This is a genomic window from Leifsonia sp. A12D58 (assembly GCF_047530025.1).
Lineage (GTDB): Bacteria > Actinomycetota > Actinomycetes > Actinomycetales > Microbacteriaceae > Cryobacterium.
On the sequence record NZ_JBLJAT010000001.1, the window covers coordinates 178,705 to 203,984 of the forward strand.

At 63.4% G+C, this 25,280-nt stretch carries 24 protein-coding genes and 1 tRNA gene; 19 read left to right on the forward strand and 6 right to left on the reverse strand.

From position 1 onward, the window contains the following. Positions 1 to 5 precede the first annotated feature (5 nt). From ACMT3I_RS00880 to ACMT3I_RS00890, 3 genes are all read left to right on the forward strand, one after another. On the forward strand, positions 6 to 269 hold the full coding sequence (locus tag ACMT3I_RS00880) for a hypothetical protein (protein ID WP_414802556.1): 264 nt from the start codon (positions 6 to 8) through the stop codon (positions 267 to 269). A gap of 156 nt (positions 270 to 425) precedes the next feature. After that, positions 426 to 1,040: an FABP family protein gene (locus tag ACMT3I_RS00885; protein ID WP_414802557.1), complete on the forward strand. Its 615-nt coding sequence runs from the start codon at positions 426 to 428 to the stop codon at positions 1,038 to 1,040. A 114-nt stretch (positions 1,041 to 1,154) separates the two neighbouring features. Beyond that, a complete protein-coding gene (locus ACMT3I_RS00890; RefSeq protein ID WP_414803502.1) occupies positions 1,155 to 2,303 on the forward strand; it encodes a YgfZ/GcvT domain-containing protein in 1,149 nt (382 codons plus the stop codon). 422 nt (positions 2,304 to 2,725) lie between these two features. On the opposite strand, the gene ACMT3I_RS00895 is transcribed toward ACMT3I_RS00890, so the two are convergent. Continuing rightward, complete coding sequence (locus tag ACMT3I_RS00895) at positions 2,726 to 3,700, reverse strand: DUF5937 family protein (protein ID WP_414802558.1); 975 nt, start codon at positions 3,698 to 3,700, stop codon at positions 2,726 to 2,728. Between the two features lie 56 nt (positions 3,701 to 3,756). Between ACMT3I_RS00895 and ACMT3I_RS00900 the strand changes: the two genes are divergently transcribed. Both ACMT3I_RS00900 and ACMT3I_RS00905 read left to right on the forward strand, forming a co-directional pair. Beyond that, on the forward strand, positions 3,757 to 5,127 hold the full coding sequence (locus ACMT3I_RS00900) for an MFS transporter (RefSeq protein ID WP_414802559.1): 1,371 nt from the start codon (positions 3,757 to 3,759) through the stop codon (positions 5,125 to 5,127). A 53-nt stretch (positions 5,128 to 5,180) separates the two neighbouring features. Next, positions 5,181 to 5,735 (forward strand): cysteine hydrolase family protein, encoded by a 555-nt coding sequence (locus tag ACMT3I_RS00905; protein WP_414802560.1) that lies wholly within the window; start codon positions 5,181 to 5,183, stop codon positions 5,733 to 5,735. 7 nt (positions 5,736 to 5,742) lie between these two features. On the opposite strand, the gene ACMT3I_RS00910 is transcribed toward ACMT3I_RS00905, so the two are convergent. Next, positions 5,743 to 6,567, reverse strand: a complete 825-nt coding sequence (locus ACMT3I_RS00910) for a class I SAM-dependent methyltransferase (protein WP_414802561.1) — start codon at positions 6,565 to 6,567, stop codon at positions 5,743 to 5,745. 32 nt (positions 6,568 to 6,599) lie between these two features. Between ACMT3I_RS00910 and ACMT3I_RS00915 the strand changes: the two genes are divergently transcribed. Beyond that, positions 6,600 to 7,349, forward strand: coding sequence for a phosphoglyceromutase (locus ACMT3I_RS00915; RefSeq protein WP_414802562.1), 750 nt, complete (start codon positions 6,600 to 6,602; stop codon positions 7,347 to 7,349). A gap of 214 nt (positions 7,350 to 7,563) precedes the next feature. Here ACMT3I_RS00915 and phoU read toward each other — a convergent pair whose 3' ends face one another. Further along, entirely contained in the window at positions 7,564 to 8,220 is a 657-nt protein-coding gene (phoU, locus tag ACMT3I_RS00920) for a phosphate signaling complex protein PhoU (RefSeq protein WP_414802563.1), read from the reverse strand. A 183-nt stretch (positions 8,221 to 8,403) separates the two neighbouring features. Between phoU and ACMT3I_RS00925 the strand changes: the two genes are divergently transcribed. Both ACMT3I_RS00925 and ACMT3I_RS00930 read left to right on the forward strand, forming a co-directional pair. After that, positions 8,404 to 9,558: a sensor histidine kinase gene (locus ACMT3I_RS00925; RefSeq protein ID WP_414802564.1), complete on the forward strand. Its 1,155-nt coding sequence runs from the start codon at positions 8,404 to 8,406 to the stop codon at positions 9,556 to 9,558. Continuing rightward, positions 9,555 to 10,235 (forward strand): response regulator, encoded by a 681-nt coding sequence (locus tag ACMT3I_RS00930; RefSeq protein WP_414802565.1) that lies wholly within the window; start codon positions 9,555 to 9,557, stop codon positions 10,233 to 10,235. Before ACMT3I_RS00925 ends, ACMT3I_RS00930 begins: the two co-directional genes overlap by 4 nt. A gap of 67 nt (positions 10,236 to 10,302) precedes the next feature. On the opposite strand, the gene ACMT3I_RS00935 is transcribed toward ACMT3I_RS00930, so the two are convergent. Continuing rightward, positions 10,303 to 10,860, reverse strand: coding sequence for a hypothetical protein (locus tag ACMT3I_RS00935; RefSeq protein ID WP_414802566.1), 558 nt, complete (start codon positions 10,858 to 10,860; stop codon positions 10,303 to 10,305). Between the two features lie 156 nt (positions 10,861 to 11,016). On the opposite strand from ACMT3I_RS00935, the gene ACMT3I_RS00940 reads away from it, so the two are divergent. The 4 genes from ACMT3I_RS00940 to rlmB all read left to right on the forward strand — a co-directional run bounded on the left by ACMT3I_RS00940 (position 11,017) and on the right by rlmB (position 15,336). Then, on the forward strand, positions 11,017 to 11,499 hold the full coding sequence (locus ACMT3I_RS00940) for a CarD family transcriptional regulator (RefSeq protein ID WP_414802567.1): 483 nt from the start codon (positions 11,017 to 11,019) through the stop codon (positions 11,497 to 11,499). 104 nt (positions 11,500 to 11,603) lie between these two features. Next, on the forward strand, positions 11,604 to 12,842 hold the full coding sequence (gene ispD / locus ACMT3I_RS00945; RefSeq protein WP_414802568.1) for a 2-C-methyl-D-erythritol 4-phosphate cytidylyltransferase: 1,239 nt from the start codon (positions 11,604 to 11,606) through the stop codon (positions 12,840 to 12,842). Then, a complete protein-coding gene (gene cysS, locus ACMT3I_RS00950; RefSeq protein ID WP_414802569.1) occupies positions 12,839 to 14,254 on the forward strand; it encodes a cysteine--tRNA ligase in 1,416 nt (471 codons plus the stop codon). Before ispD ends, cysS begins: the two co-directional genes overlap by 4 nt. After that, on the forward strand, positions 14,254 to 15,336 hold the full coding sequence (gene rlmB, locus ACMT3I_RS00955; protein WP_414802570.1) for a 23S rRNA (guanosine(2251)-2'-O)-methyltransferase RlmB: 1,083 nt from the start codon (positions 14,254 to 14,256) through the stop codon (positions 15,334 to 15,336). Before cysS ends, rlmB begins: the two co-directional genes overlap by 1 nt. Before the next feature lie 86 nt (positions 15,337 to 15,422). Here rlmB and ACMT3I_RS00960 read toward each other — a convergent pair whose 3' ends face one another. Then, on the reverse strand, positions 15,423 to 16,736 hold the full coding sequence (locus ACMT3I_RS00960) for a DUF4032 domain-containing protein (protein WP_414802571.1): 1,314 nt from the start codon (positions 16,734 to 16,736) through the stop codon (positions 15,423 to 15,425). A gap of 120 nt (positions 16,737 to 16,856) precedes the next feature. On the opposite strand from ACMT3I_RS00960, the gene ACMT3I_RS00965 reads away from it, so the two are divergent. Next, complete coding sequence (locus ACMT3I_RS00965; RefSeq protein ID WP_414802572.1) at positions 16,857 to 17,873, forward strand: malate dehydrogenase; 1,017 nt, start codon at positions 16,857 to 16,859, stop codon at positions 17,871 to 17,873. Between the two features lie 75 nt (positions 17,874 to 17,948). On the opposite strand, the gene ACMT3I_RS00970 is transcribed toward ACMT3I_RS00965, so the two are convergent. Further along, complete coding sequence (locus ACMT3I_RS00970; RefSeq protein WP_414802573.1) at positions 17,949 to 19,046, reverse strand: ABC transporter ATP-binding protein; 1,098 nt, start codon at positions 19,044 to 19,046, stop codon at positions 17,949 to 17,951. A gap of 281 nt (positions 19,047 to 19,327) precedes the next feature. Between ACMT3I_RS00970 and ACMT3I_RS00975 the strand changes: the two genes are divergently transcribed. The 6 genes from ACMT3I_RS00975 to ACMT3I_RS01000 all read left to right on the forward strand — a co-directional run bounded on the left by ACMT3I_RS00975 (position 19,328) and on the right by ACMT3I_RS01000 (position 25,234). Then, complete coding sequence (locus ACMT3I_RS00975) at positions 19,328 to 20,242, forward strand: DsbA family protein (RefSeq protein WP_414802574.1); 915 nt, start codon at positions 19,328 to 19,330, stop codon at positions 20,240 to 20,242. Between the two features lie 98 nt (positions 20,243 to 20,340). Next, positions 20,341 to 20,413, forward strand: a tRNA-Thr gene (locus ACMT3I_RS00980). Between the two features lie 75 nt (positions 20,414 to 20,488). Continuing rightward, on the forward strand, positions 20,489 to 21,496 hold the full coding sequence (locus ACMT3I_RS00985) for a DMT family transporter (RefSeq protein ID WP_414802575.1): 1,008 nt from the start codon (positions 20,489 to 20,491) through the stop codon (positions 21,494 to 21,496). A gap of 393 nt (positions 21,497 to 21,889) precedes the next feature. Beyond that, entirely contained in the window at positions 21,890 to 23,197 is a 1,308-nt protein-coding gene (locus ACMT3I_RS00990; RefSeq protein ID WP_414802576.1) for an ABC transporter substrate-binding protein, read from the forward strand. 115 nt (positions 23,198 to 23,312) lie between these two features. Continuing rightward, on the forward strand, positions 23,313 to 24,329 hold the full coding sequence (locus ACMT3I_RS00995) for a carbohydrate ABC transporter permease (protein WP_414802577.1): 1,017 nt from the start codon (positions 23,313 to 23,315) through the stop codon (positions 24,327 to 24,329). Then, a complete protein-coding gene (locus ACMT3I_RS01000) occupies positions 24,326 to 25,234 on the forward strand; it encodes a carbohydrate ABC transporter permease (protein ID WP_414802578.1) in 909 nt (302 codons plus the stop codon). The genes ACMT3I_RS00995 and ACMT3I_RS01000 overlap by 4 nt, the downstream gene beginning before the upstream one ends. The last annotated feature ends 46 nt before the right edge of the window (positions 25,235 to 25,280 follow it).

A 25,280-nucleotide genomic window follows, 5' to 3' on the forward strand; every position in this document is an offset into this window, starting at 1 on the left:
GAGATGTGAGCAAACACTGGTCTGGCATCGTTGTCGTGTGGGTCCTCGCCGTGCTCAGTGCGGTGCTGATCGCCGTACTTTCAAGCCAGGAGAATCGAATCTCTTGGGCGGCGCTCGGTTTGGCCGGTTGCACAATCGTTACTCTTGCGATTCAGATCGCGCAGGGTGAGAAAGACGGATACGTCTCGAGGGTCATCTCAAGCATCTCCGGCGCCGTCATCGTTTATGCCATCGCGACGGCGATCTTTGTGCTGGTCGGCCTCGTCTAGACATCGCTGTAACCGGCGGTCGGGTTAGAATCGGATCATGTCGACGCTTGCACTCGAAATCCTCTTCCTTGGACTCCTCGCGATGGCCAGCCTGGCGATCGTCTGGATCGCTGGCGTGGTCGTATACAAGCTGTTCCGGGGGCAGCGGTAGCCGCCATGTTCGATCTTCCGGTGGATCTTCCGTCTGAGCTCGTTCCGCTCTCCTGGCTCATAGGAGTCTGGGAAGGCTCAGGTGTGCTGGACTACGCCATCGGTGATACATCGGTCACTCGCGAGTTCGGGCACCGTGTGAGCTTCAGCCACGATGGCCTGCCGCACCTGAACTACAACTCATATACCTGGCTCGAACCAGACCCGGAGTCAGACAACGACGCCAAGACTCCGCTGGTGACCGAGACCGGATACTGGCGTCTCAGCCGTCAGCGCCTCGATGGCGACCCCGGTCCCGGAATGCTTCCCGGCATCGGCGAGCGGCCGTTCAACACTGCCGAATCAGTGGAGACGCTGCGCAACTCGGATGGCGGCTTCGACATCGAGGTCACGCTCGCGCATCCAGACGGCGTCGCAGAACTGTACCTCGGTCAAGTCAAGGGGCCACGAATCGACCTCGCCACCGACGCAGTCATGCGCACGCAGGGCGCCAAGCCATACGCGGCGGCGACCAGGCTGTACGGACTCGTCGACAGCCATTTGCTGTGGGCGTGGGACATCGCCGCCCTCGGCCAAGACCTGCGCACCCACTCTTCCGGCCGCCTGGCCAGAATCGACTAAATGAATTCCCCAGCAACACCAGGACAGACGCCCGCCCCGACCGAGACGGCTGCCGCCGTCGAGACGGCCGATACCGTGGGGACGCCAGACGCTGTCGAGACGCCTCCGAGGTTCATGTCGCCGTTGCTTGAGATGCCAGGCGCTGTCGCTGCTGGTGGACAGGATGCCGGCGTGGCAGCCCACTACGGCAACCCGATGATCGAGCAGCGTCATTTGCTTGCCGGTGAGGCCGTCGTCGACCTGTCGAACCGTGGCATCCTCTCGGTTGTCGGTCCTGATCGCCTGAGTTGGCTCAACTCGCTCTCGAGCCAGGCGCTGCTCCGGCTTCCCGTGGGTGAATCCACCGAGATGCTGCTGCTCGACCCCGCTGGTCGACTCGAATTTGCCGTGAGCGTACTCGATGACGGAGTGGCTACCTGGCTCTTCGTCGAGGCTGCCGAACTCCCCGGTCTGCACGGCTGGCTGAACAAGATGCGCTTCATGCTGCGGGTCGAGGTGCTCGACCTCACCGACGAGTACGCGATGATCGGCACGATGGCGCGTGATCTGGCCGATGTGCAGCTGCTGCCTGCAATTTCCAACGGACTGCCGCTGGTCTGGAACGACCCGTGGGGCACCGTGAACCCCGGTGGGTTCCAGTACGCGCAGGTCGCCGAGCACCCCGGCATCCACTGGAACTGGTCTGAGGTGCTGATCGCTCGCACGGATCTCGCTGCGCTCCGCGACAGGATCATCGACGGCGAAGTCGCGGCCGCCGGACTACTGGCAGAGGAAGCGCTACGGATCGCGGCCTGGCGCCCCAGGGCGGCGACCGAGGTCGACGAGAAGACTATTCCGCACGAACTCGACTGGCTGCGTACGGCAGTACACCTGAACAAGGGCTGCTACCGCGGACAGGAGACGGTGGCCAAGGTACACAACCTCGGACACCCGCCGCGCCGACTGGTGCTGCTGCACCTCGACGGCTCGGACTCTGTGCTGCCCGCCCACGGCGATGTCGTCGAGGGAACCAGGATGCTGCCTGGCGGTGAGCCTGAGCGCCGACCAGTCGGGTCGATCACCTCAAGTGCCATCCACCACGAGCTCGGTCCGATCGCGCTCGCCGTGATCAAGCGCACGGTGCCGGCTGACGTCACGCTCTACGTGCAGTCGCAGGGCATTTCGATCGCGGCCAGCCAGGAGATCATCGTGCCGCAGTCAGCCGGTGCAGAGGCCGATGTGCCGCGCTTGCCCCGTCTCGGTGCGCGTCCCACCCAGCACTAGCTAGCTCGGCGTGCCGGCCGCTGGCTACCCGTTGCCGGTTGCGAGTTGCGAGTTGCCCGCTGCCGGTTGCCGGTTGCCGGTTGCGAGTTCGTACCTCGTGGTCCATGGTTTGCCGTTGCGGATTGCATAACTCCTGCTATTTGCTCCCAGAGCCGCAATTTGGCGTGTTTGGGCCGGTTTCTGTTCGAACCGCAGGAGTTATGCAACTAACCTGCCCGCAGACCAGACGGCGATGCCGCCAGACGGCTGGTCAGGCATTCAGACAGAGCCGGATACCAAGGCAGACAGACGAAGCCGACCTGTACGCAGTGCAGTTGTTCCGCGTGCATAACTCCTGCTATTTGCTCACCAGGGCCGCAATTTGGCGTGTTTGGGCCGGTTTCTGCTCGAATTGCAGGAGTTATGCAACCAAAATCGGCGCACTAGCTGCGGCGCTCGTCCTCACTGCCGAGCAGCGCCGAGCCGAGTGGGCTCCGCAAATACAGCATGCTGTGCCCGTAACGCGTCGAGGTGACCAGCCCGACATTCCGCAGCGCACGTAGGTGTTGGTTGACCGCAGACGCACTCACTCCGAAGCGGATGCCGAGCTCGGTCGACGACGCCGGTGACGTCAGCGCTGTGAGCAGGCTGGCCCGGGTTCCTCCAAGCACATTCGCCACCGCCCGAGGATTGACCACCTGCTCGGCGCCCCACATGGCGCCTTGTCCGCGCGCCGGATACATCACCAGCGGCGGTTCGCCCGCCTCAACGGGCGCTGATGCCCTGTGGGTGAACATCGTCGGCACCAGCATGATGCCGCGACTGTCGACCTGCTCGGTGCGGTGCACCGGGTTGCGTAGTGCGAGGTGCAGTGTGTGGCCGTCGAAGGATACCGACGAGGAGACACTGTTCAGCATCTCGGCCAGTCCGCCCTGAGCGATAACGCGCCCCCGGTGGGCGATATCGGCCTCCAGAATTGTGCGCATCCTGGGCCAGTGAGGTTCGAAGCAGCTGCTCCAGAAGTCGCGGAGCGCGGCCACCATCCGCGTGATCACCTGCCGGGGCGGGCCGGTCAGCACGTCTGGCATCGTGTCGGGGTGCACTGCCGTCAGCTGACGGAGGTATTGGGTCGTCGACAGTCCTTCGAGCACCGCGAATTCATCCTCGATGCGGGTGAGCGGAGACGCCGGCCTCGGATTCAGGAAGTCGGGGGTCCACAGCATGTCATTGACCAGCGCCAGAAGCAGGCCAAGGTCGAGTTCCGCCCGCGCTGCGCTGGTGTGCGTGAGCCAGGGGAGCTGCAACGGGTAGCGGCTGGGATCTTTCATCGCCCGCAACGACAGCCCGAGTTCGCAGAGGGGTGAGATGCCGAAGCGGATGCCGCTCAAGGCGGCATCTCCCAGTTCGTATTGCAACATGAAGCCATACGCTACATCACTATGGGCGCCCGCCCGGTGCGTGAGAGAAATGACTCGTGCAACTCCTCTCCAACTCTGACCCGGCAACGGGTGTGGTCCCCGTCCAGCAACCGAACACTGAATCGAAGCGCGGTTTCGCCAGACGACTGGCCGACTCGCTCTCGGATCCGGTGCTGCGCATCCTGGTGATCGCGACGCTGATCGGTCGAGTCGGCCGAGGCGTGTTCGCCACCATCACCGTGCTCTTCATCACCTTTGTCCTCGGCTTGACCGTCGGTGAGGCGGCGATAGTGCTCGGCATCTCCAGCGCAGTCGGGATCGGCGCCTCTTATCTCGGCGGTCGCCTCGCCGACAGCCTCAGCGCCAGGCGGATGCTGTTCTGGCTGATGGCCGCCGAAGGGCTCGCTTTGGCCTGCTATCCGTTCGCGGGCGGATTCACGAGCGTCTTGATCATCGCTTGCATTGCGTCGATGCTGAGCAGCGCGTCCAATGCCACGCGGATGGCGATCATCGCCCGCGCATTCGAGGGGCCGGCGCGAGTGAGCACGCGGGCCATCCTTCGCACGGTGACCAACGTCTCCATGGCCGCCGGAGCTGCCCTCGCCGGCATCGCCCTCCTCGTCAACACCCCGACTGCCTACCGCGTCGTACTGATCGGGGCCGGTGCCGTCTACGTCATCGGAGCGATTCCGGTGTGGCGCCTGCCCCAGCGTGTTGATGCGCCGAAGCGCACCGCAGCCACGCACGACTCAAGCCAGCCCGCCGTGAGTCAGTCGGCAGCGCCTCGCCTGGGCCGTTCACCGTTCCGCGACCCGCGGTACCTCGTCCTCACCGCGCTCGCAGCGGTGTTCGGCATGCAATTCGGGCTCGCAGAAGTCGGGGTGCCACTGTGGATCGTCTCTCACACCACAGCACCGACAGTGCTGGTCTCGATCTTGCTCATCGTCAATACGGTGATTGTCATCATCTTCCAGATTCCGCTCTCGCGGGGCACCCACGACCTGCGCAAGGCCGGCAAGGTCGTGACGATCGCCGGAGTTCTGATGGCACTCGCCTGTGTCGCGTACGCGCTGTCTGCCGGAGTCTCGATGGTGCCGGCGATCGCGCTGCTCGTCGTCGCGGCCATCGTGCACGCATTCGCTGAGGTCTGGTCGCAGGCCGGAACCTGGGGCCTCAGCTTCGAGCTGGCGGATGAGGCCAATGCCGGCGCGTACCAGGGGGTCTTCTCCATGGGATTCGGAGTCGGTGCCATGGCTGCACCGTTCGTCGTCGCCGGCACCGCGCTCGCGTTCGGGATGCCGGGTTGGATCGCGCTCGCCGCGATCTTTCTGGCCGCCGCGCTCGGAATTTCAGCCATCGCACGGCGGGCTGCAGCACCGGTGGCAGCAACAGCCCTGGCAGCAGCGGCGGCGCCCCGCGGTAATTGAGCGGCACTATCCTTGAGCCGATGCTTCGCTCCGCTCAGAGAAAGGCCGTCACGATGGCTATCACCGAACTCGACGACAACCCCGCGCTCGTCGTCATCGATCTGCAGGTCGGAACGCTTGCGGGTGGCTTGGTGCATCCGGTGGAAGGCATCGTCGCCAATGCCAACCAGCTGCTCTCTGCGTTTCACGCGCGGGGGCTGCCCGTCGTGGTCGCACGGGTGTCAGGGACGCCGGCGGGGCGCACTGAGTACGGCGCTGGGAGCCGTGAGTTTCCGCCTGAGTTCGCCGAGCTTGCCCCTGCACTCGATGTTCGGAGCGATGACATCGCAGTTGTCCGAAACACCTGGAGTGTCTTCGCTGCAACCGATCTCGACGCGCGCCTCCGAACGCTCGGCGTGACCCAGGTCGTCCTGGCCGGAGTTGCGACGAGCTTCGGCGTCGAGTCCACAGCCCGTGACGCGTACGACCTCGGCTACAACGTGATCATCGCAACCGACGCCATCACCGACCGCTCGCTCGACGCTCACGAGGCCAGCATTACGCGAGTGTTCCCCGCGTTGGGACAGTTGAGCTCGGCTTCAGAAATCGTTGCGCGACTCGTCGGCTGACACGCGTCTACTCCCAGGCGAATCCCTGCGGTTCCACGGCATCCCACGGAACTGTCAACTCGCCGAGCTTCCAACGGTGGGCGCTGCCGAGCACCGGCCAGCCCTGCGCTTTCAGCGCCTTCACCGTCGCCACCCAGCGTTGCTTCGGCCCATAGGCCGCGAGCGGTGCCTGGTGCTGCCAGTGCCGATCGAGGTCGATGAGCAGCTGGTGGATGTGCTCGCCGGGCACGTTGCGGTGGATCAGGATCTTCGGCAGCCGTTCGGCGACGATCGACGGGCGGTCAAGTTCGGCCAGCCGTAGCGACACGGTGAAACGCACGGGTCCGTGGTGCGTGACATCCACCCAGGCGGCGATGCGCCCGATCTCATCGCAGGTTCCGTCGATCAGGATGCCGTGGGGCTGGAGTCGTTTGACCAGCATCCGCCAGGCAGGTACGACCTCGGATTCGTCATACTGCCGCAGCACATTCAGCGCGCGGATGACCGCGGGCTTGCGTCCCTTGGGCAGCGGCACCTCAAAGCCGCCGACGGAGAACGACACTCGGGCGTCGGCGGCGAATCCGGTCTGGCCTGTGCGCACCTCGGCGAGCTGGTCGTTCGCGCCCTTCACCCTGGTCGGGTCGATCTCGAGGCCGAGCACCTCGACATCCGGCCGTTTGTGGGCAAGCCGGTGGTACAGCTCGAGGCTGGTCACCGCGCTGGCACCGTAGCCAAGGTCGACGACGAGCGGATCGGTCGTGGTTCGTAAGACTTTGAGGTGACCGATCCAGCGATCGACGCGGCGCAAGCGATTTGTGTTCGTTGTGCCACGCGTAATGGTTCCAACAGGCATACCTCTATTGTCCACTGGGTAGAGTGGATGCTATGGCTGCTCCCTACACACTCGTCCTACTCCGTCACGGCAATAGCCTCTGGAACCAGCAGAACCTCTTCACCGGATGGGTGGACGTTCGGCTGAGCGAACAGGGCATCATCGAAGCTCGTCGAGCCGGTGAACTGCTTTCCGAAGCCGGAATCCTTCCCGACATCGTGCACACCTCTGTGCTCACCCGTGCCATCCAGACCGCCGACCTCGCTCTTGAGCAGGCCGACCGCCTCTGGATCGACGTCAAGCGCTCCTGGCGTCTCAACGAGCGTCACTACGGCGCTCTCCAGGGCCTCGACAAGGCTGAGACCCTTGAAAAGTACGGTCCTGAGCAGTTCCAGCTCTGGCGCCGCAGCTTCGACGTGCCGCCGCCCGTGCTCGACGCTGACGCTAAGTGGTCGCAGGTTGGCGACCCGCGCTACGCAGAACTCGGCGACGCTGTTCCTCGCACCGAGTGCCTGAAAGACGTTATCGAGCGGATGCTGCCCTACTGGGAGAACGACATCACCGACGACCTGCGCGCGAACAAGACGGTACTCGTCACCGCACACGGCAACTCGCTGCGTGCGCTGGTCAAGCACCTCGACAACATCTCGGACGACGACATCGCCGAACTGAACATCCCGACGGGCATCCCGCTCGTCTACAAGCTGGGCGAAGACCTCATGCCGCTCGGCCCGGGTGAGTACCTCGACCCGGAAGCTGCAGCTGCCGGTGCCGCCGCCGTCGCGGCTCAGGGCAAGAAGTAACCTTCAGCCCCCATCACCCTCGCCTCCCTGCAGGCGCGTAACGCCTCAAGCGGTGCGCGAAAGCGCAGTTGTGGTCGTAATGACTCCGTCAAAACGACCACAACTGCGCTTTCGCGTTAAGCAGGCAGGCGCGTTAAGCAGGCAGGCGCGTTAAGCAGGCAGGCGCGTTAAGCAGGCAGGCGCGTTAAGCAGGCAGGCGCGTTAAGCAGGCAGGCTAGACGCCGCTGTCCTGGTGCCAGTCGCCCGTTGCCAGGTACTGCACCTTCTTGGCGATGGAGACTGCATGGTCTGCGAAACGCTCGTGATAGCGGCTGGCCAGCGTGGCGTCGACAGTATCGGCGGCCTGGCCCTTCCACGTCTCGCCGAGGACTGCATCGAACACGCTGAGGTGCAGGGCGTCGACCTTGTCGTCTTCGTTGCGAATCGTCTCGGCGAGGTTCACGTCTTCGCTGGTGAGCAATTCGGTGAGCATGTTCGCGATCTCGACGTCGAGTGCGCCCATCTGTCTGAAGGTGGGGCGCAGGCTCTTCGGGATGACCTTGTCAGGGAACCGGTACCGGGCAAGCTGCGCGATGTGGGTCGACATGTCGCCCATCCGTTCCAGGGAGGCACTGATGCGCAGTGCACTCACCACGATGCGCAGGTCGCGTGCGACCGGCTGCTGCCTGGCGAGAATAGTGATGGCGAGTTCATCGAGTTCGACGGTCAGATCGTCGATCTTGTCGTCGTCTGCGATGACCTCTTCGGCCAGGCTGACGTCAGACTCGTTGAATGCGCGCGTCGCCTTCTCGATTGAAATGGCGACCAGACCGGAGATCTCGACGAGGCGTTCCTGCACCTCGGCGAGTTCCTGCTGAAATACTTCACGCATGCGTGGGTGATCCTTCCTGGGGGCTGTGGGCGCGGTGGCCCGCACAGGCCGGCGTGGCCCTATTACTCATGATGCCGACGCAAGGTTAACATTCGGTGCCGCACGCCTGAACACTTTCTAAAGTAGCGCCCCGGACACACGGTTCGGGTCAAGCGCACGCGTGGCGATGGGTACGCTGGGAAAATGGAATCGACCTGGCTGGTGCTTCTTTCGCTGGCACTCGGACTCGCGGTCGGTGCGGGCTTTGTGACGCTGCTCACATTTGCTGCAAGACAGGGTGAACTGGCTGCTGCAGTTGTTAATCCCGCGGTGCCCGACGGCATCGATCAGGTTCTCGACGCACTCGATTCGGCCGGCATCGTGCTCGATCCCTCGAACAACGTCGTGAAGGCTTCGCCCGGCGCACTCTCACTTGGCCTGGTCTGGAACCAGCACCTCGTGCATCCCGAGCTCATTGAGCTGGCCAGCCGCGTGCGCAAGACAGGTGACCCTGTTGCACAAGAACTGGTGCTGTCGCGTGGGCCGTTCGGTGACGCCAGTATGCACTTCATGGTGCGGCTGGCCAGGCTAGGCACCCGTTACGTGCTGCTGCTCGCTGAAGACCGCACAGAGGCCATCAGGCTCGACGAGGTGCGCCGCGACTTCGTGGCGAACATCAGCCACGAATTGAAGACCCCGATTGCCTCCGTCGGTCTGCTCGCAGAGGCACTCGATCAGGCAGCGGATGAACCGGCGCAGGTTCGCAGATTCGCCAACCGGCTCACCACCGAATCGGGTCGTCTCGCCCGCCTCACACAGGAGATCATCGAACTGTCGCGCTTGCAGTCACAGGATGCCCTCGAGCAGCCGGAACTCGTCGACATCGACGCGATAGTGTCGCAGGCCGTCGACCAGAGTCGAATCATCGCCGATGCGCACCAGATCACCCTCGCACGTGGCCGCAAATCGGGTGCAGAGGTATACGGCGACGAGAAGCTGCTAATCATCGCCGTGCACAACCTGATTGCGAACGCCGTGCACTACTCGGGCGACGGATCGCGCGTCGGCGTCGGCATCCGGCGCCACGAGGGTGTGGTCGAAATTGCCATCACCGACCAGGGCGTCGGTATCCCCGAAGCAGACATCGATCGCGTCTTCGAACGATTCTTCCGTGTCGATCAGGCGCGTTCACGCCATACCGGCGGAACGGGCCTTGGCCTGTCGATCGTCAAGCACGTCATCCAAAACCACGGTGGTGACGTGCGCGTATGGTCGCAAGAAGGCCGCGGCTCGACGTTCACCATCAGACTTCCCGAAGCAACCAAGCCGATCCCGGCATCCACAGGAGAACAACAGTGACGCATATCCTTCTGGTCGAAGACGAGATTTCACTCAGTGAGCCGCTGGCATTCCTACTCGAGCGCGAAGGGTATGAAGTGACGATCGCCGCCGATGGCCCGAGTGCCGTCAGCGAGTTCGATCGAGTGAATCCGGATCTCGTCTTGCTCGACCTGATGCTGCCCGGTCTGCCAGGCACCGAGGTCTGTCGCGAGATCCGCACCAGGTCATGGGTGCCGATCATTATGCTCACCGCGAAGGACTCAGAGGTGGACATCGTTGTCGGGCTTGAACTCGGTGCAGACGACTACGTGACGAAGCCGTATTCCACCAGAGAACTGCTTGCCCGGATCAGGGCCATCCTCCGGCGTCGCATCGACCAGGGGTCAGAAGACGAGTCGATCCTGGTCGCCGGAACTGTGCGGATGGATCTGGAGCGTCACACCGTCTCGGTATCCGGCCAGGAAGTGGCAATTCCGCTGAAAGAATTCGAGCTGCTCGAACTTCTGCTGCGCAACGCCGGTCGTGTGCTCACCCGTGGCCAGCTGATCGACAGGGTCTGGGGCTCTGACTACTTCGGAGACACGAAGACGCTCGACGTTCACATCAAACGAATCAGGTCGCGCATCGAGGTCACCCCGTCTGAGCCGACGATGCTCGTGACGGTGCGTGGGCTCGGCTACCGCTTCGAGGCGTAGGAGCCGCAACGCTCAATGACGAAGGCCCCACGGAATCCGTGGGGCCTTCGTCGTAACGAGTGTGTGGCTATGGAGCCGGGGTGGCTTCGACTGCCGGTGTCGCTTCAGCTGCCGGGGTCTCGACTGCAGCAGGGGCTGCAGCGGGTGTCGGCGCCGGAGTCGGAACCAGTGTCGAGTACTCCTTGAGGGTGCCGTCGAGCACGGGGACCAGCATTTCTACGCCGGTCTCGTTGCCGTACTGCACGAAGATCGGGAACAGCGCACCAGGCGTGGCGTCGCTGGTCGACACCTGGACACTCGGTCCGCCTTCGCTGCCGATCACGACTGTGCTGCGGGCGTCAACGGCGACTGTTGTGGTCACCTTGGAGCTATCGGCCTCGTACTGCAGGTTGAGGTTGTGCGATGAGTCGCCGGTGTTCACCACGGTTGCCGAGAGGGTGGCTTCGCCGTCGCCGTTCGAAACGAGCAGAGCGTTTCGTACCGACAGGTTGCCGACTGTGGCGCTGACGCCGTCGCTCGGGTCGTAGTGGATTGTCGTCGCCTGAGGTGCAACGAGATTGCACGCACTGGTTCCGAGCAGAATTCCAGCCGCCAGTACGACTGACGTTGCGATACGCGCCCTCACAAGACCTCCAACAATTCAGCGCCAGCCGGATGTGGCAATGGCGCTGCAGATTTACCGTTTGAGTTTAGCTTATCGTCAGCGGGGGCATCGCTGTCGCGGCAAACCCTATCATTGGGCGCTGTGGTATCCTAGATCCTGCTGAAGGGATATTAGTACATGCTTTTTGAGGTTGGCGAAACGGTTGTTTATCCCCACCACGGAGCCGCGACTATCACCGAGGTGAAGACGCGAATCATCAAGGGTGAAGAAAAGGTCTACCTGAAGCTCAATGTCAATCAGGGAGACCTGATCATTGAGGTTCCTGCCGAGAACGTCGATATGGTCGGCGTGCGCGATGTCATTGGTCAGGAAGGCCTCGATCAGGTCTTTGAAGTGCTGCGTGCACCGTTCACTGAAGAACCCACCAACTGGTCCCGCCGATACAAGGCCAATCTCGAGAAGCTCGCTTCCGGAGACGTCATCAAGGTGTCAGAGGTTGTGCGCGATCTCTGGCGTCGCGACCAGGACCGCGGCCTGTCTGCCGGGGAGAAGCGTATGTTGGCGAAGGCCCGTCAGATCCTGATTTCTGAGCTCGCGCTGGCAGAGAAGACAGACGAAGAGAAGGCATCAACAGTTCTCGACGAGGTACTCGCCTCCTAGGTTTCACTTCAATTTTCACACTGTGTGAAGGCGGCGCCGGCAGGTGCCGCCTTTCGCATGTGCAGTTTCATCCATCCACATCACTCACCAGATAGCCTCCTTCCATGACTGAAATGCCCGATCCAGACGTTGCTGTCATCGTCGTCGCCGCAGGAAGTGGCACGCGCCTCGGAGCAGCCGAGCCGAAGGCGTTTGCCCTTCTCTCCGGCCGCCCGTTGCTGTACCACGCGCTGCGCGGGGTCTTCGGTATGCGGGAGGCCGCCCAGGTTGTTGTCGTGGCCCCAACCGACTGGATGGAAGCAGCTGGTGCGATCGGCGCAGAGGTTGCCGGTGCGGCATCCGCTCACCTTGAGGTGGTCGCCGGTGGTGACACCAGGCAGGACTCGGTCATGCACGGGCTCGCGGTCTTGCGACCCAGCGTCCGCACGGTGCTCGTGCATGATGCGGCACGGGCGCTCACTCCCGCTTCACTGTTCGACCTGGTCGTTGATGGGGTCGTAGCAACCGGACACGGCATCATTCCGGGCCTTGCCGTCGTCGACACGATCAAGCGCGTCGAGACCGACGGCACAATCCTTGGCACCGTCGACCGCTCAGAGCTGTCTGCTGTGCAGACTCCGCAAGGGTTCCCGCGCGACATCCTCGATGCTGCGACCATCGCTGCAACCGATGAGGTGACGGATGACGCTGCCACCGTCGCTGCCGCCGGTCACGTCGTGAGCGTTGTCGCCGGCGATCCGCTCGCGTTCAAGATCACTACCCCGTGGGACCTCAACCGTGCCGAACTTCTGCTCGCTGGAGAGCGAGTGGATGTGCTTGCCGACACGCTTGCCGTGGCGTCGGCACCGCGGGTCGGAACCGGCATCGACGTGCATGCATTCGATGACGAGTCGCCGCTCTGGCTTGCCGGGCTGCACTGGCCGGGGGAGCGCGGCCTGTCAGGGCACAGCGACGGCGACGCGGCCAGCCACGCCATTTGCGATGCACTGCTCGCCGCGGCCGGCCTTGGCGATATCGGTGGCATCTTTGGCACTGCCGACGCCCGCTTCAGTGGAGCCCATGGCGATGTATTCCTGACCGAGACGCTGCGCCTCATCCAGGATGCGGGGTTCCTGGTCGGCAACGTGTCTGTGCAGATCATCGGCAACCGTCCGAAGCTGGCGCCCAGGCGACGAGAGGCTGAGGAGCTGCTCAGCGGCATCCTCTCCGCCCCTGTTTCGGTTTCGGCCACCACCACAGACGCTCTCGGATTCACCGGCAGAGGCGAGGGCATTGCAGCCATCGCAACAGCGGTGCTGCTCCCAGTTTCCACAGCCGGCGCTCACCTAAACTGGAGGGCGTGACCATGAGACTTTATGATTCGAAGGCCCAGGCCCTCCGCGATTTCGTCCCTCTCGTACCAGGGCAAGTCGGTATATACGTCTGTGGTCCGACCGTGCAGTCGTCGCCGCACATCGGCCACCTGCGCAGCGCGCTTGTGTACGACCAGCTGCGCCGCTGGTTGAGCTACCAGGGCAACGACGTCACGTTCGTGCGCAATGTCACCGATATTGACGACAAGATTCTCGTGAATGCCCAGGGCAGCTCAGAGGAGTGGTGGGCACTCGCGTACCGCTACGAGCTTGAGTTCACCGCCGGCTACCAGAGCCTCGGCATCCTCGCGCCGACGTATGAGCCACGCGCGACAGCCAGCATCCAGCAGATGCAAGACATCATCGCCCGCCTGATCGATGCCGGTCACGCCTACCCGGCCCCCGATGCCTCCAACGATGTGTATTTCGACACCAAGAGCTGGCCACGCTACGGCGAGCTCACTCGCCAGCAGGCCGACAACATGGAAGCTGCAGCGGATGCCGACCCTCGGGGCAAGCGCGATCCTCGCGACTTCGCACTGTGGAAGGGCCACAAGGCGTCAGAGCCGGAATCGGCGTCGTGGCCATCCCCGTGGGGTGCAGGGCGCCCCGGCTGGCACATCGAGTGCTCGGCCATGGCCGCCAGGTACCTCGGTTCCCAGTTCGACATCCACGGCGGTGGGCTCGACCTGCGGTTCCCTCACCACGAAAACGAATTGGCGCAGTCAAGTGCCGCCGGAGACGCGTTCGCGAACTACTGGGTGCACAACGGCCTGGTGAACTTCAACGGACAGAAGATGTCGAAGTCGCTTGGCAACTCGATTTTTGCCGCAGAGCTTCTCGATCAGGCCAGGCCCATTGTCGTGCGCTACTACCTCGGTGCTGCGCACTACCGCTCGAACATCGATTTCCATGACGGATCGTTGACAGAGGCCGAAGCCGCACTCGAACGAATCGAGAGCTTCCTCGACCGTGCCGATCGCCGTCTCGCCGAGACCCGGTATGCCGGGTCAGGCGTCGAGATCGTGCCTGACGCATTCGCTGACGCGATGAACGACGACCTGGCCGTGCCGCAGGCGCTGGCTGTTTTGCACGAGACAGTGCGAAGCGGCAACGCCGCCCTCGACGCCGAAGACCTGCATGCCGCGGCATCCGCTCGCAGCCAGGTTGTGGCGATGAGCGAGGTACTCGGACTCAACCCGCTCTCACCTGAGTGGGCCGTTGCGACAGATGAACCAGCCATGGTGGCTCTCACCGCACTCGTGGAGCGCCTGCTCGACGACCGCGAGAGCGCCAGGCAAAGCCGTGACTATGCGGCTGCAGACCGTATCCGGGACGAACTTGTCGCCGCCGGAATCACTATCGAAGACACCCCGACGGGTGCCCATTGGAGTTTTGACTGATGAAGAACACAGACCGTAAGGCGCGCACCGGAGCCGTGCGCAAGGGAAGCCGAGGGGCGCAGGTCGGTTCCGGCGGCCAGGGCCGCCAGGCACTCGAGGGCAAGAAGCCCACCCCGAAGGCCGAAGACCGTCCGTACCACCCCGCCGGCAAGCGCAAGCTTGCCCAGGACAGGTTCGTCGCAGCGGGCGGCGGACGCAACAACAACCGTCCAGACGCAGCGAAGTCGGGCAAGGGTGCACCCCGCAGCACCGGCAACTCCGGTGGCGGCGGCGCCTCGACGAGGCGCGCCAAGCAGATCGACGAGCATGAGGTCGTGACGGGTCGCAACTCTGTTGTCGAAGCGCTCCGCGCCAAGATCCCCGCGACGGCACTGTACGTTGCCACGCGCATCGAAATGGATGAGCGGGTCAAGGAAGTCCTCAAGATGGCGACCACCCGCAACATCCCGATCCTCGAAGTGATGCGTCCGGAGCTCGACCGCCTTGCCGGTCGCGACGCCGTGCACCAGGGACTCGCGCTCAAGGTTCCTGCCTACGAGTACGCGCACCCGATCGAACTTCTCGACCTCACGATCAGCCGCGGACACAAGCCGCTGTTCGTTGCGCTCGACGGCATCACCGACCCGCGCAACCTGGGTGCGATCATCCGTTCTACCGCTGCATTCGGTGGCCACGGCGTCATCGTGCCGCAGCGTCGCTCGGTCGGCGTGACCGCATCCGCCTGGAAGACGTCGGCCGGCGCTGCAGCGCACCTGCCCGTTGCCATGGCCTCCAACCTCACCGCAACGCTCAAGGCGCTCAAGGAGCGCGGCGTGTTCGTACTCGGCCTTGATGGAGACGGCGACGTATCGCTGCCCGGTCTCGCCCTGGCCGATCGCCCCGTTGTCATCGTCGTCGGCAGCGAAGGTAAGGGCCTGTCCCGCCTCGTCGCCGAGACGTGCGACGCCATCGTGTCGATTCCGATCAGCGCTGGTACCGAGTCGCTGAACGCCGGTATCGCGGCCAGCGTCACCCTGTACGAGATCTCGCGCCTGCGCGGTGAAGCCAAGGCAGCCAAGGCCGCGTCGAAGCTCGCCAAGTAGCCAGCAGCACCACCGCTTAACCAAACGAACGCCGTGACCGGAGCTTCTGCTCCGTGGGTCACGGCGTTCGTTCGTTGCTGGGGTCGCTAGACGTTGAGGCGCCAGTCGCCCTCGTCTTCGTCAGTGTCGTCCGCAGCTGCTGCTCCGGAGCTCGTCGGGATGGGCATCGTGATAGAGCCGGTCGGGGGATCGATCACCGTCGCCTCGTCGCGGCGGTGACGCAGCACATCCTGGACGTACGAGGTGACTGCCTCGGCGAGAGGGATGTCGTGCCCCTGGTTCTGCGCCATGAACCAGCGGTGGTCGAGCAGCTGGTGGAAGACCTCTGCCGGCTCGAGCTTGCCCTTCAGCTCGCGCGGGATCGCCCGCACAACGGGTTCGAACACCCGCACGAGCCACTCGTGCGCCATCATCTCTTCGTCGACCTCCGGGTCGCCATAGGCTGCCCGGTATGAGTCCATGTCGTTGAGCAGGCGCCTGGCCTGGTTCTCCTCGGCGTCGAGGCCAGTCAGACGCAACAGGCGGCGCTGGTGGTGGCCGGCGTCAACGACCTTCGGCTGGATGCGTACCGTGGTGCCGCCCTCATCGGTCTTGATGGCGAGTTCTTCGATGTCGAAGCCCAGGTTGTTGAGGCGGTCGACGCGCTCCGAAATGCGCCAGCGCTCTGAGCTGGAGAACGATTCCGAACCGGTCAGCTCCTTCCACAGCTGACGGTATGCGGCGACGATTCCGTTGCTGACTCGGATGGGGTCGAGTTCGTCTGCGACGCGGCCACCGGCTTCGAGATCCATCAGCTCGCCGGCGATGTTCACCCTGGCGATTTCGAGGTCGTTCTCGCGCTGGCCGTTGGAGAGACCGCCGGTATAGAGCTGGCCGGTCTCGGCGTCGACGAGGTACGCGGCAAAGGCGCCGGCGTCACGCCGGAACAGCGTGTTCGACAGCGATACATCACCCCAGAACAGTCCGACCATGTGTACACGCACGAGCAGTACGGCGAGGGCATCGACCAAGCGGGTCGCGGTGTCCGGACGCAGGGTCTGAGAGAACAGTGCACGATACGGCAGCGAAAACTTGAGGTGGCGGGTGACGAGCACAGCCTTCAGCGGCTCGCCGTCTTCGTTTGTGCGGTTTGTGATCACGGCTACCGGCTCGACGCAGGGGATCTCCAGGCTCTGCAGCTTGCGGAGCATGTCGTACTCGCCCTTGGCCATCTCGCTTGTCGTCTCCTTGATGGCGACGACGTGTCCGCTGAGGTGCGCAAAGCGCACCAGGTGCCGGGAGATGCCCTTGGGCAGTGAGGCGATGTTCTGGTTGGGCCACGCGTCAAGCGGCAGGTGCCACGGCAGGTCAAGCAGTGCAGGATCGACCGTTGCCGAGGTGATATTCAGGGAGCCACTCATGGAATCGAGCCTAGCGGGAGCGCCGGTTCGCCAGAGCCGCTTTCAGACGCAGAAGGATGCCGCTCAGTGTCATGGCATGGGCACTGTGGCGACGGTGGCGCCCAGTCTTAGGCTGGGCGTGTGAATCAGAACACACGCACCCAAGCCACGCGCGGCGATGCGCGCACTGTCACCATCACAGGGGCAGGGGGACAGATCGGCTATGCGCTGCTCTTTCGCATCGCTTCTGGCGCGATGTTCGGCGCCGACGTGCCGGTGAACCTTCGCCTGCTCGAAATACCGGCCGGTCTCCGCGCAGCAGAGGGAGCTGCCCTTGAGCTCCAGGACTGCGCTTTTCCGCTTCTGGGCAATGTCACGATCACCGATGACGCGCGCACGGCGTTCGAAGGCACCAACGTCGCCTTGCTTGTCGGCGCCAGGCCGCGCGGGCCGGGGATGGAACGGGGAGACCTGCTGGGCGCGAACGCCGCGATCTTCGGGCCGCAGGGGGCAGCGATCAACGGGGCAGCGGCATCCGATGTGCGAGTGTGCGTTGTCGGCAACCCCGCGAACACCAACGCACTCATCGCGAGTGCGTCAGCGCCCGATGTGCCGGTCGGCCGGTTCTCGGCGCTGACCAGACTCGATCACAATCGTGCGCTCGGCCAACTGGCGACGAAGCTTGGTGTGGCGATCACCGAGATCGAGAACGTCACAATCTGGGGCAATCACTCAGCCACCCAGTATCCGGACGTCTCCCACGCGACGGCGGCCGGTCGCCCGGTATCTGAGCTGGTCGATGATGACTGGCTGGCGAGCGAGTTCATTCCGCGGGTCGCCAAGCGTGGCGCCGAGATCATTGACGTGCGGGGCGGATCATCCGTTGCCTCCGCAGCCAACGCAGCGATCGACCACGTGCGCGACTGGGTCGGCGGCACCGGACGAGGATGGACATCGGCCGCCGTGGCCTCTGATGGTTCATACGGAGTGCCGACCGGCATCATCTCGTCGTTCCCCGTGCGCTCGGTCGACGGTGAGTGGCAGATCGTCCAGGGCCTCGACCTCAGCGAGTTCTCACGCGCCAGGATCGATGCATCCGCTGCAGAGCTCCTGGCGGAGCGTGACGCGGTTCGTGCATTAGGCCTGCTGCCCGGCTGAGAATACCGAGAGCGGGTTAACGACAGCGGCCGGATGAAGCTGATGCTTCATCCGGCCGCCGATCGTGGGTGGTGCTTAGTCGGTTACAGCGCCGCCGAGACGAAGGCCGCTCTCTGCGTCGAAGACGTGGAGGTGGTTCGGCGTCGGGGTGAGGAACACGGTGTCGCCAGCCGACGGGTGCGAGCGGCCATCGACGCGAGCGACGATGTCGGTGCGCTTGCCGTCAACCGTTGAGTGACCGTAGAGGTAGCCATCTGCACCAAGCTCTTCAACGAGGTCGACTGCAACTTCGAGGCCTTCGCCCGAAGCGGTTGCAACGTGGATGTCTTCCGGACGAACACCGATCGTGACCTGCTTGCCCGATGCACCGGCGAGGGTGTCGCGCTGCACGGGAACGGTCGCGGTGCCGAAGCGGATGCCGCCATCGACGACGTCAGCCTGGAACAGGTTCATGGCAGGGCTGCCGATGAAGCCGGCAACGAAGACGTTCTCAGGCTTGGCGTACAGGTCGCGCGGGGTGCCGACCTGCTGCAGGACGCCGTCCTTCAGGACTGCGATGCGGTCACCCATGGTGAGCGCCTCGGTCTGGTCGTGGGTGACGTAGACCGTGGTGACGCCCAGGCGGCGGGTGAGCGACGCGATCTGGGTGCGGGTCTGAACGCGGAGCTTGGCGTCAAGGTTCGACAGCGGCTCGTCCATGAGGAAGACCTGGGGGCTACGCACGATGGCGCGACCCATGGCAACGCGCTGACGCTGTCCACCGGAGAGTGCCTTCGGCTTGCGGCCGAGGTAGGGCTCGAGGTCGAGCAGCTTGGCAGCTTCGAGAACGCGGGTGGCGCGCTCATCCTTGTTGATGCCGGCGATCTTGAGCGCGAAGCCCATGTTCTCTGCAACCGTCATGTGCGGGTACAGGGCGTAGTTCTGGAAGACCATTGCGATGTCGCGGTCCTTCGGCGGAACATCCGTCACGTTGCGCTCACCGATGAAGATGTTGCCGTCGTTGACCTCTTCGAGGCCGGCGAGCATGCGGAGCGACGTTGACTTACCGCAACCAGACGGTCCGACAAGTACGAGGAATTCGCCATCAGCGACCTGAAGGTCAAGCTGATCGACGGCCGGGCGAGCTGATCCCGGGTAAAGGCGAGTTGCCTTATCAAAGGTCACTGAAGCCATTTCTATATTCTCCTTCACCGGCAGGTACGTGCCGGACGATCCGTTGTGAATGGGGTTTATATTGACGGGAGGCCGACTGAGCAGACTCATCGTCGGATTCAGTATGGCATGTCCGGCAATACGCTGAGTCGCCATGGCTGTGCAGGCGGATGACGTTCACTGCCGAACTGCCAGCGTGTGCGCAGGTGCATTTGGCCGATTCCCAGATTGTAGTTCTACTATCTTGAGTGCATTTGCATGCAAATTTGCGTGACATTTAGACCTACCCGGAGCGAGCATCAATGACAATTGGCGGAACAGGCGACAGTCGTGCCTCGAAGGACCAGCGACGTGACGCAGCCCGATTGAAGGCGAAGGCGCTCCGCGAGCAGCAGAAGAAAAAGGACAGACGCAATCGCGTGTTCCTGCAGGGTGGCCTCGTCGTTGCCGCCGTTGCGATCGTCGCAATCGTTTCGCTCGTGATCGTGAACAACATCCGACCCGAAGGCCCAGGGCCGAAGAACATGGCCAGCGACGGCGTCCTGATCGGCCAGGGCATGGCGGTCACCGAGACCGTAGCGCTGGAACCGGACGCCACCCCAATCCCGTCCGAACCCGACAAGACCGGCGCAGTTGCCGACATCCGCATCTACCTCGACTACCTGTGCCCATACTGCGGTGACTTTGAGTCGACCAACAGCGCTCAGATCGCGAAGTGGGTTGAATCGGGGGCGGCCACTGTCGAGATTCACCCGCTGTCTATCCTGACAAGCAAGTCGGCTGGTACCCAGTACTCGTTGCGTGCAGCCAACGCCGCTGCCTGTGTCGCGAACTATTCGCCGACCGATTTCTACGCCTTCAATTCGGGAATGTTCGAAAACCAGCCGAGCGAAGGCTCAACAGGACTCAGCGACAAAGAAATCAAGAAGGTCATCAAGGAATCCGGAGTGAGCACGTCTCTCTCCTCGATCGACACCTGTGTCGACGAGCTGACGTTCAAGTCCTGGGTGCAGAATGCGACAAGCCGGGCACTGACCGGCCCGATCCCGAACTCCACCCTGGCCGCCGTCTCGACGACGCCCACCGTATTGGTGAACGGCAAGCAGTACGTCGGCTCACTCGACGACCCGAAGGAGTTCGCCTCGTTCGTGCTCCAGGCCGCCGGCGAGACCTACTCGACATCCACCCCGACTCCAACGCCGGTACCGGCGGGATAACCGTTTGTCGCATCTGACGGAGATAATTCGGTCAGATGCGACACGAGCATGGCCATCCGTCATTTATGATTGATGGTCGAGGCGCTTTCGTGCCTCATGCCGGCCTGGCGCAATTGGTAGCGCACCACTCTTGTAAAGTGGGGGTTACGGGTTCAAGTCCCGTGGCCGGCCCTGTAGACGCCTTGTCTCTTCGTGAAGAGACAAGGCGTTTCTCGTTACGGGCCCCGGACTCCATAGGATTAGCGGATGATCCACGCACCATCCGCTGAAACAGCAGTCGCACCGACCGATACCTCGCACCGGCACATTCCGATGTGGCTGGCGGTGGGTAGTGCGGTGCTGTTCGGCACTATGAACGCCCTCCAGTCCCGCGTCAACGGCGAACTGGGACACCGCATCGGCGATGGATTCATGGCAGCGGTGATCTCATTCGGTAGCGGATTGGTGATTTTGTCTGTCGCGCTGTTGCTCTGGCCGGCTGGTCGCCGAGGGCTGGCGAGGGTGCGAGATGCTCTGACCATGCGCTCGCTGTCGTGGTGGCACATCCTCGGTGGCACGGCAGGTGGGCTCTATGTGCTCGCCCAGAGCCTTACTGCCGCGATTTTGGGCGTTGCCCTGTTCACCGTCGCCGTGGTTGCCGGGCAGACCGTCAGTGGCATGCTGATGGACCGCTTCGGGGTCGGCCCTGGCGGGCGCCATAAGTTGACTGCCCAGCGCCTCATCGGCGCATGCATCGCTCTGGCCGCTGTCGGGCTCGCCGTCTCGGGACAATTCGCGGCGGGGGTGCCGTTCTGGCTCATGCTGATGCCACTCATCGCCGGATTCGGTCAGGGCTGGCAGCAGGCGGTCAACGGGCGGGTCAAGGTCGTGGCCGAGAGCGCACTGACCGCCACCTTCCTCAATTTCGTCTTCGGCATGATTGTGCTGCTGGTGGCGTTCGTCATCCACGCGGCGTTCGTCGGACTGCCGCAGCAATTTCCGACAGAGCCGTGGTTGTACATCGGCGGCATCCTCGGCTGCATCTTTATCTCGGGCAGCGCAATTGTGGTGCGGACGACCGGCGTGCTCGTGCTCGGGCTGAGTATGGTCGCAGGCCAGCTGGTCTGTGCGCTCGCGCTCGACCTGTTTGCACCGACAAGTGCAGCCCCGATCTCGGCCACAACGATCGGTGGCACCGCGCTCGCGCTCGTTGCCGTGGTCGTCGTCGCTCTCCGTCGACGCCGACCGACAGGCGTGAGTGGCGACGGCAGCTAGAAACTGATGCGCGCGGCGGCTCGAACGCTGCGCTCCCCGCGCTGCTGGCCTGCGCCCTGGGGCGTTCCCCCGCGTTCCCCGCTTTCATCGCGCTCGCCTGTCTTCGCCTGCCTTAGGCATGACGCGAGCTTCAGCGCGCTCGCGAACGACGGCACAGCCGGCTGCTGACGTCTTTGGCCTCGAAACCTGCGTCGATTGTCGCATCAGTGTTCGCGCTGCGCATTTGATACTGCCGATCACGGGTTTACGTTTGATTTTATGCGTCGAAGTAGTATTGTGAACGCAAACATTCATCTGGTCTACATCGGCGAAGCGCACGCGAATGCGTCGCGGTGCACGATGATTCCGCACCGCGCACCGCGGGACGGCGATCACCTCAAAGGAGAGCGATACATGAAACCCCGAACCCGTTTCGTACGCGCCGCCGCTGTAGCGACGGTCACGGCGATTTCAGCCTTGGGACTTGCAGCGTGCAGCACCGACACCGGCTCAGGCAACGACAGCGGCCCGATCGAGATCAGCTACCTCCACCGTTTGCCTGATGGCGAGGGGATGACCTCGGTGAACGACATCGTCGCCCGCTGGAACGCGGAGAACCCCGACATCCAGGTCAAGGCGACCAAGTTTGATGGCGCGGCCACCGACATGATCTTGAAGCTTGAGACAGACGTCAAGGCAGGCAAGGCTGATTGCCTCGCGCAGGTTGGCTACTCAGAAGTGCCACAGCTGTTCGTCAAGGGCATGCTCGAAGACGTCGCAGACGAGGCCGATGCTTATGCTGACGACTTCTCGGCTGGTGCGTTCGCAATGATGACCGTCGGCGACGCCGTGGTCGGCATCCCGCAGGACACCGGCCCGCTCGTCTACTACTACAACGCTGCCGAGTTCGAAGCACTCGGACTCCCGGTGCCGACGACTCTCGCCGAGCTCACGAGCGATTCGGCTACGGCAGCGACGGCCGGCAAGTACGTCACGGCATTCACGCCAGATGAAGCACTCTCCTGGCTGTCGGCGCAGGCCGCAGCTGCGGGCGACTCCTGGTTTGGAGCAACTGACGATGGCTGGACCGTCGACGCAGAGGGGGCGGGTAGCCAGACGGTCGCCGCATTCTGGCAGAACCTGGTCGACACCAAGCAGACGCTGGTCACCGAGCGCTGGGGCGAAGCATTCACCCAGGCGCTGAATAACGGAAGCCTGATCGGACACGTCGGCGCTGCGTGGGAGGCAGGGTTCCTGCTCGACTCGCTCGACGGCACCCCTGCAGAGGGTCAGTGGCGTATCGCACAGCTGCCCGACTTCGGTGCCGGCGCGCTGACCGGTCCTGACGGAGGCTCTGGAGTCGCCGTCATGAAGGGCTGCGAGCACCCTGCAGAGGCAATGGCCTTCAACGGATGGTTCAACACCCAGATCGACGACCTCGCATCACAGGGACTGGTTGTCGCAGCAAACGGCACCCCCACCACCAGCGAGAAGCTGCTGCGTCAGTTCGGTGGCCAGGACGTTCTCGGTGAGCTTGCCACGGCATCCTCGAACCTCAACCCCGACTTCGTCTACGCACCGGGCTTTGCCTCGCTGACCAAGATGAATGAGACTGCAGCCGGCGTCGGCAGCGGTTCCACACAGGTCGCCGATGTGTTCACCACTGCACAGACCACTGCTGTCGCGACGCTGGAAGACCTCGGTCTTCCCGTTGCGAAGTAGCACCGCCGCCACCATATAGGGCGCGACACGGCTTGATTGCCGCACCGGCGGGTCACATGGAGCACCTGTGTGACCCGCCGGATTCAAGGTCGAAGTTGAAGGAGACCACCACCACATGACCCTTTCCACTCAGAGCCGTTCCGCGCAAGCGGAGAGCACGGCCGACAGGGCGCCGACCGCGCAGGGCTCGACACGGCAGGCGCGGCGATCAGAGCGAAGCATGAAGCGCACACACGGCGCCAGGAAGCAGGCCATCACCGGCTGGCTGTTCATGGCGCCGTTTGCAATCTTGTTCATCGTCGTGTTCCTGGTGCCGATCGGTGTATCGGTCTACTCGTCGATGTTCGCGCAGCTTCCGTCAGGCGATGGTCTCTACGGCGGCGGCGGACTCGTCGACACGTTCGTCGGATTCGACAACTTCGCGCTCGCGCTCGGTAGTGCTCCGTTCTGGGCAGGCATGGGCAGGGTCATGCTGTACGGCATCTTCCAGGTGCCCGTGATGATTATCGTTGCCCTCGGGCTGGCGCTCCTTCTCGATTCCTTCATCGTGCGGCGCCCCAGTGGCTTCCGCCTCGCCTTCTTCCTGCCGTTCGCAATCCCAGGCGTCATCGCGGCAATGATGTGGCTCTACCTCTACACCCCTGAGGTTTCTCCTTTCATGCAGTACCTGCCTGAAGGTACCAACCTCATGGCACCGGGAACCGTGCTGTTCTCCATGGCGAACATGACCACGTGGACATACACCGGTTACAACATGCTGATCTTCCTGGCTGCCCTGCAGACCATCCCGAAAGACCTGTACGAAGCAGCCCGTCTCGACGGTGCTTCGGCGTGGCAGATCGCAACCCGCATCAAGGTTCCACTCCTGCGCGGAGCGGCGCTCCTAGCCGTGCTGTTGTCGATCATCGGTACGATCCAGCTCTTCAACGAGCCCACCATCATGGAGAGCGCAAACCCCTGGATGGGTAAGGAATACACGCCGATGATGCTGACCTACAACTCGCTGATGGGTGCAGTCTCACCGTCAGGCACTGGCCCGGCATCCGCATACTCGCTGTTGATGGCACTAGTCGCTGGAGTGCTCGCGGCAGTCTATGCACTGCTTCAGCGCAAGAAGGGAGAGAAGGCATGAGCGTCAGCACAATGATTCAAACCGCCAAACGCCGCGCGAAGGAATCCGCGCCCGACCTGCCGCCGAAGTCGGCGTTGCCTGGCCCCTTTGCCCGCGTTGTCGGCATCGTCGTGCTTGTCGTAGCCACCGTGTACTTCCTGGCGCCAGTGCTCTGGCTGGTGATCGCCTCGACCAAGAACAACCGTGACCTGACGTCCACCTTCGGATTCTGGTTCGCCGAGTGGAACCTGCCTGCGAACTACGAAAGCCTGATGGTCTGGACGCAGGGCATGTTCTGGCAGTGGGTCGGTAACTCGATCTTCTACTCGCTCAGCGCTGGCGTGATCGGCACACTGTTCGCCGTCATGGCCGGCTACGCAATCGCGAAGTTCGTCTTTCCTGGCAAGACGATCGCGGTCGGCGTCATCATGGCCGGTTTGTTGCTGCCTGTCGCGCTGCTGACGGTGCCGCTCTACCTTGAGTTTCACACCCTTGGACTCGTCGACACACCGTGGGCGATCATCATTCCATCTGCGGTGTCCCCGTTCGGTGTGTTCCTCGGAATCGTCTACGCCCAGGATGCCGTGCCGACAGAACTCCTCGAGGCTGCGCGTATCGACGGTGCAGGCGAGGTGCGCATCTTCTTCACTATCGTGCTGCGTCTGCTCGCACCGGCGTTGGTGACAATCTTCCTGTTCATCTTCGTCGCCACCTGGAACAACTTCCTTCTGCCGTTGCTGATGGTCTCCTCACCGGAGCTCAAGCCCGTCACGCTTGGCCTGTTCGGCATGATCAGCTACTTCTCGCCCGACAAGGGTGCAGTGATGCTCGGAGCCCTTCTCGGCGTCATCCCGCTGATCATCCTGTTCTTCAGCCTGCAGCGCTTCTTGCGCTCTGGTCTGGCCGCGGGCGCGGTCAAGGGCTAATCGCAACACGCGAATCACGCAATGAGGCCCGCGGCTATGCCGCGGG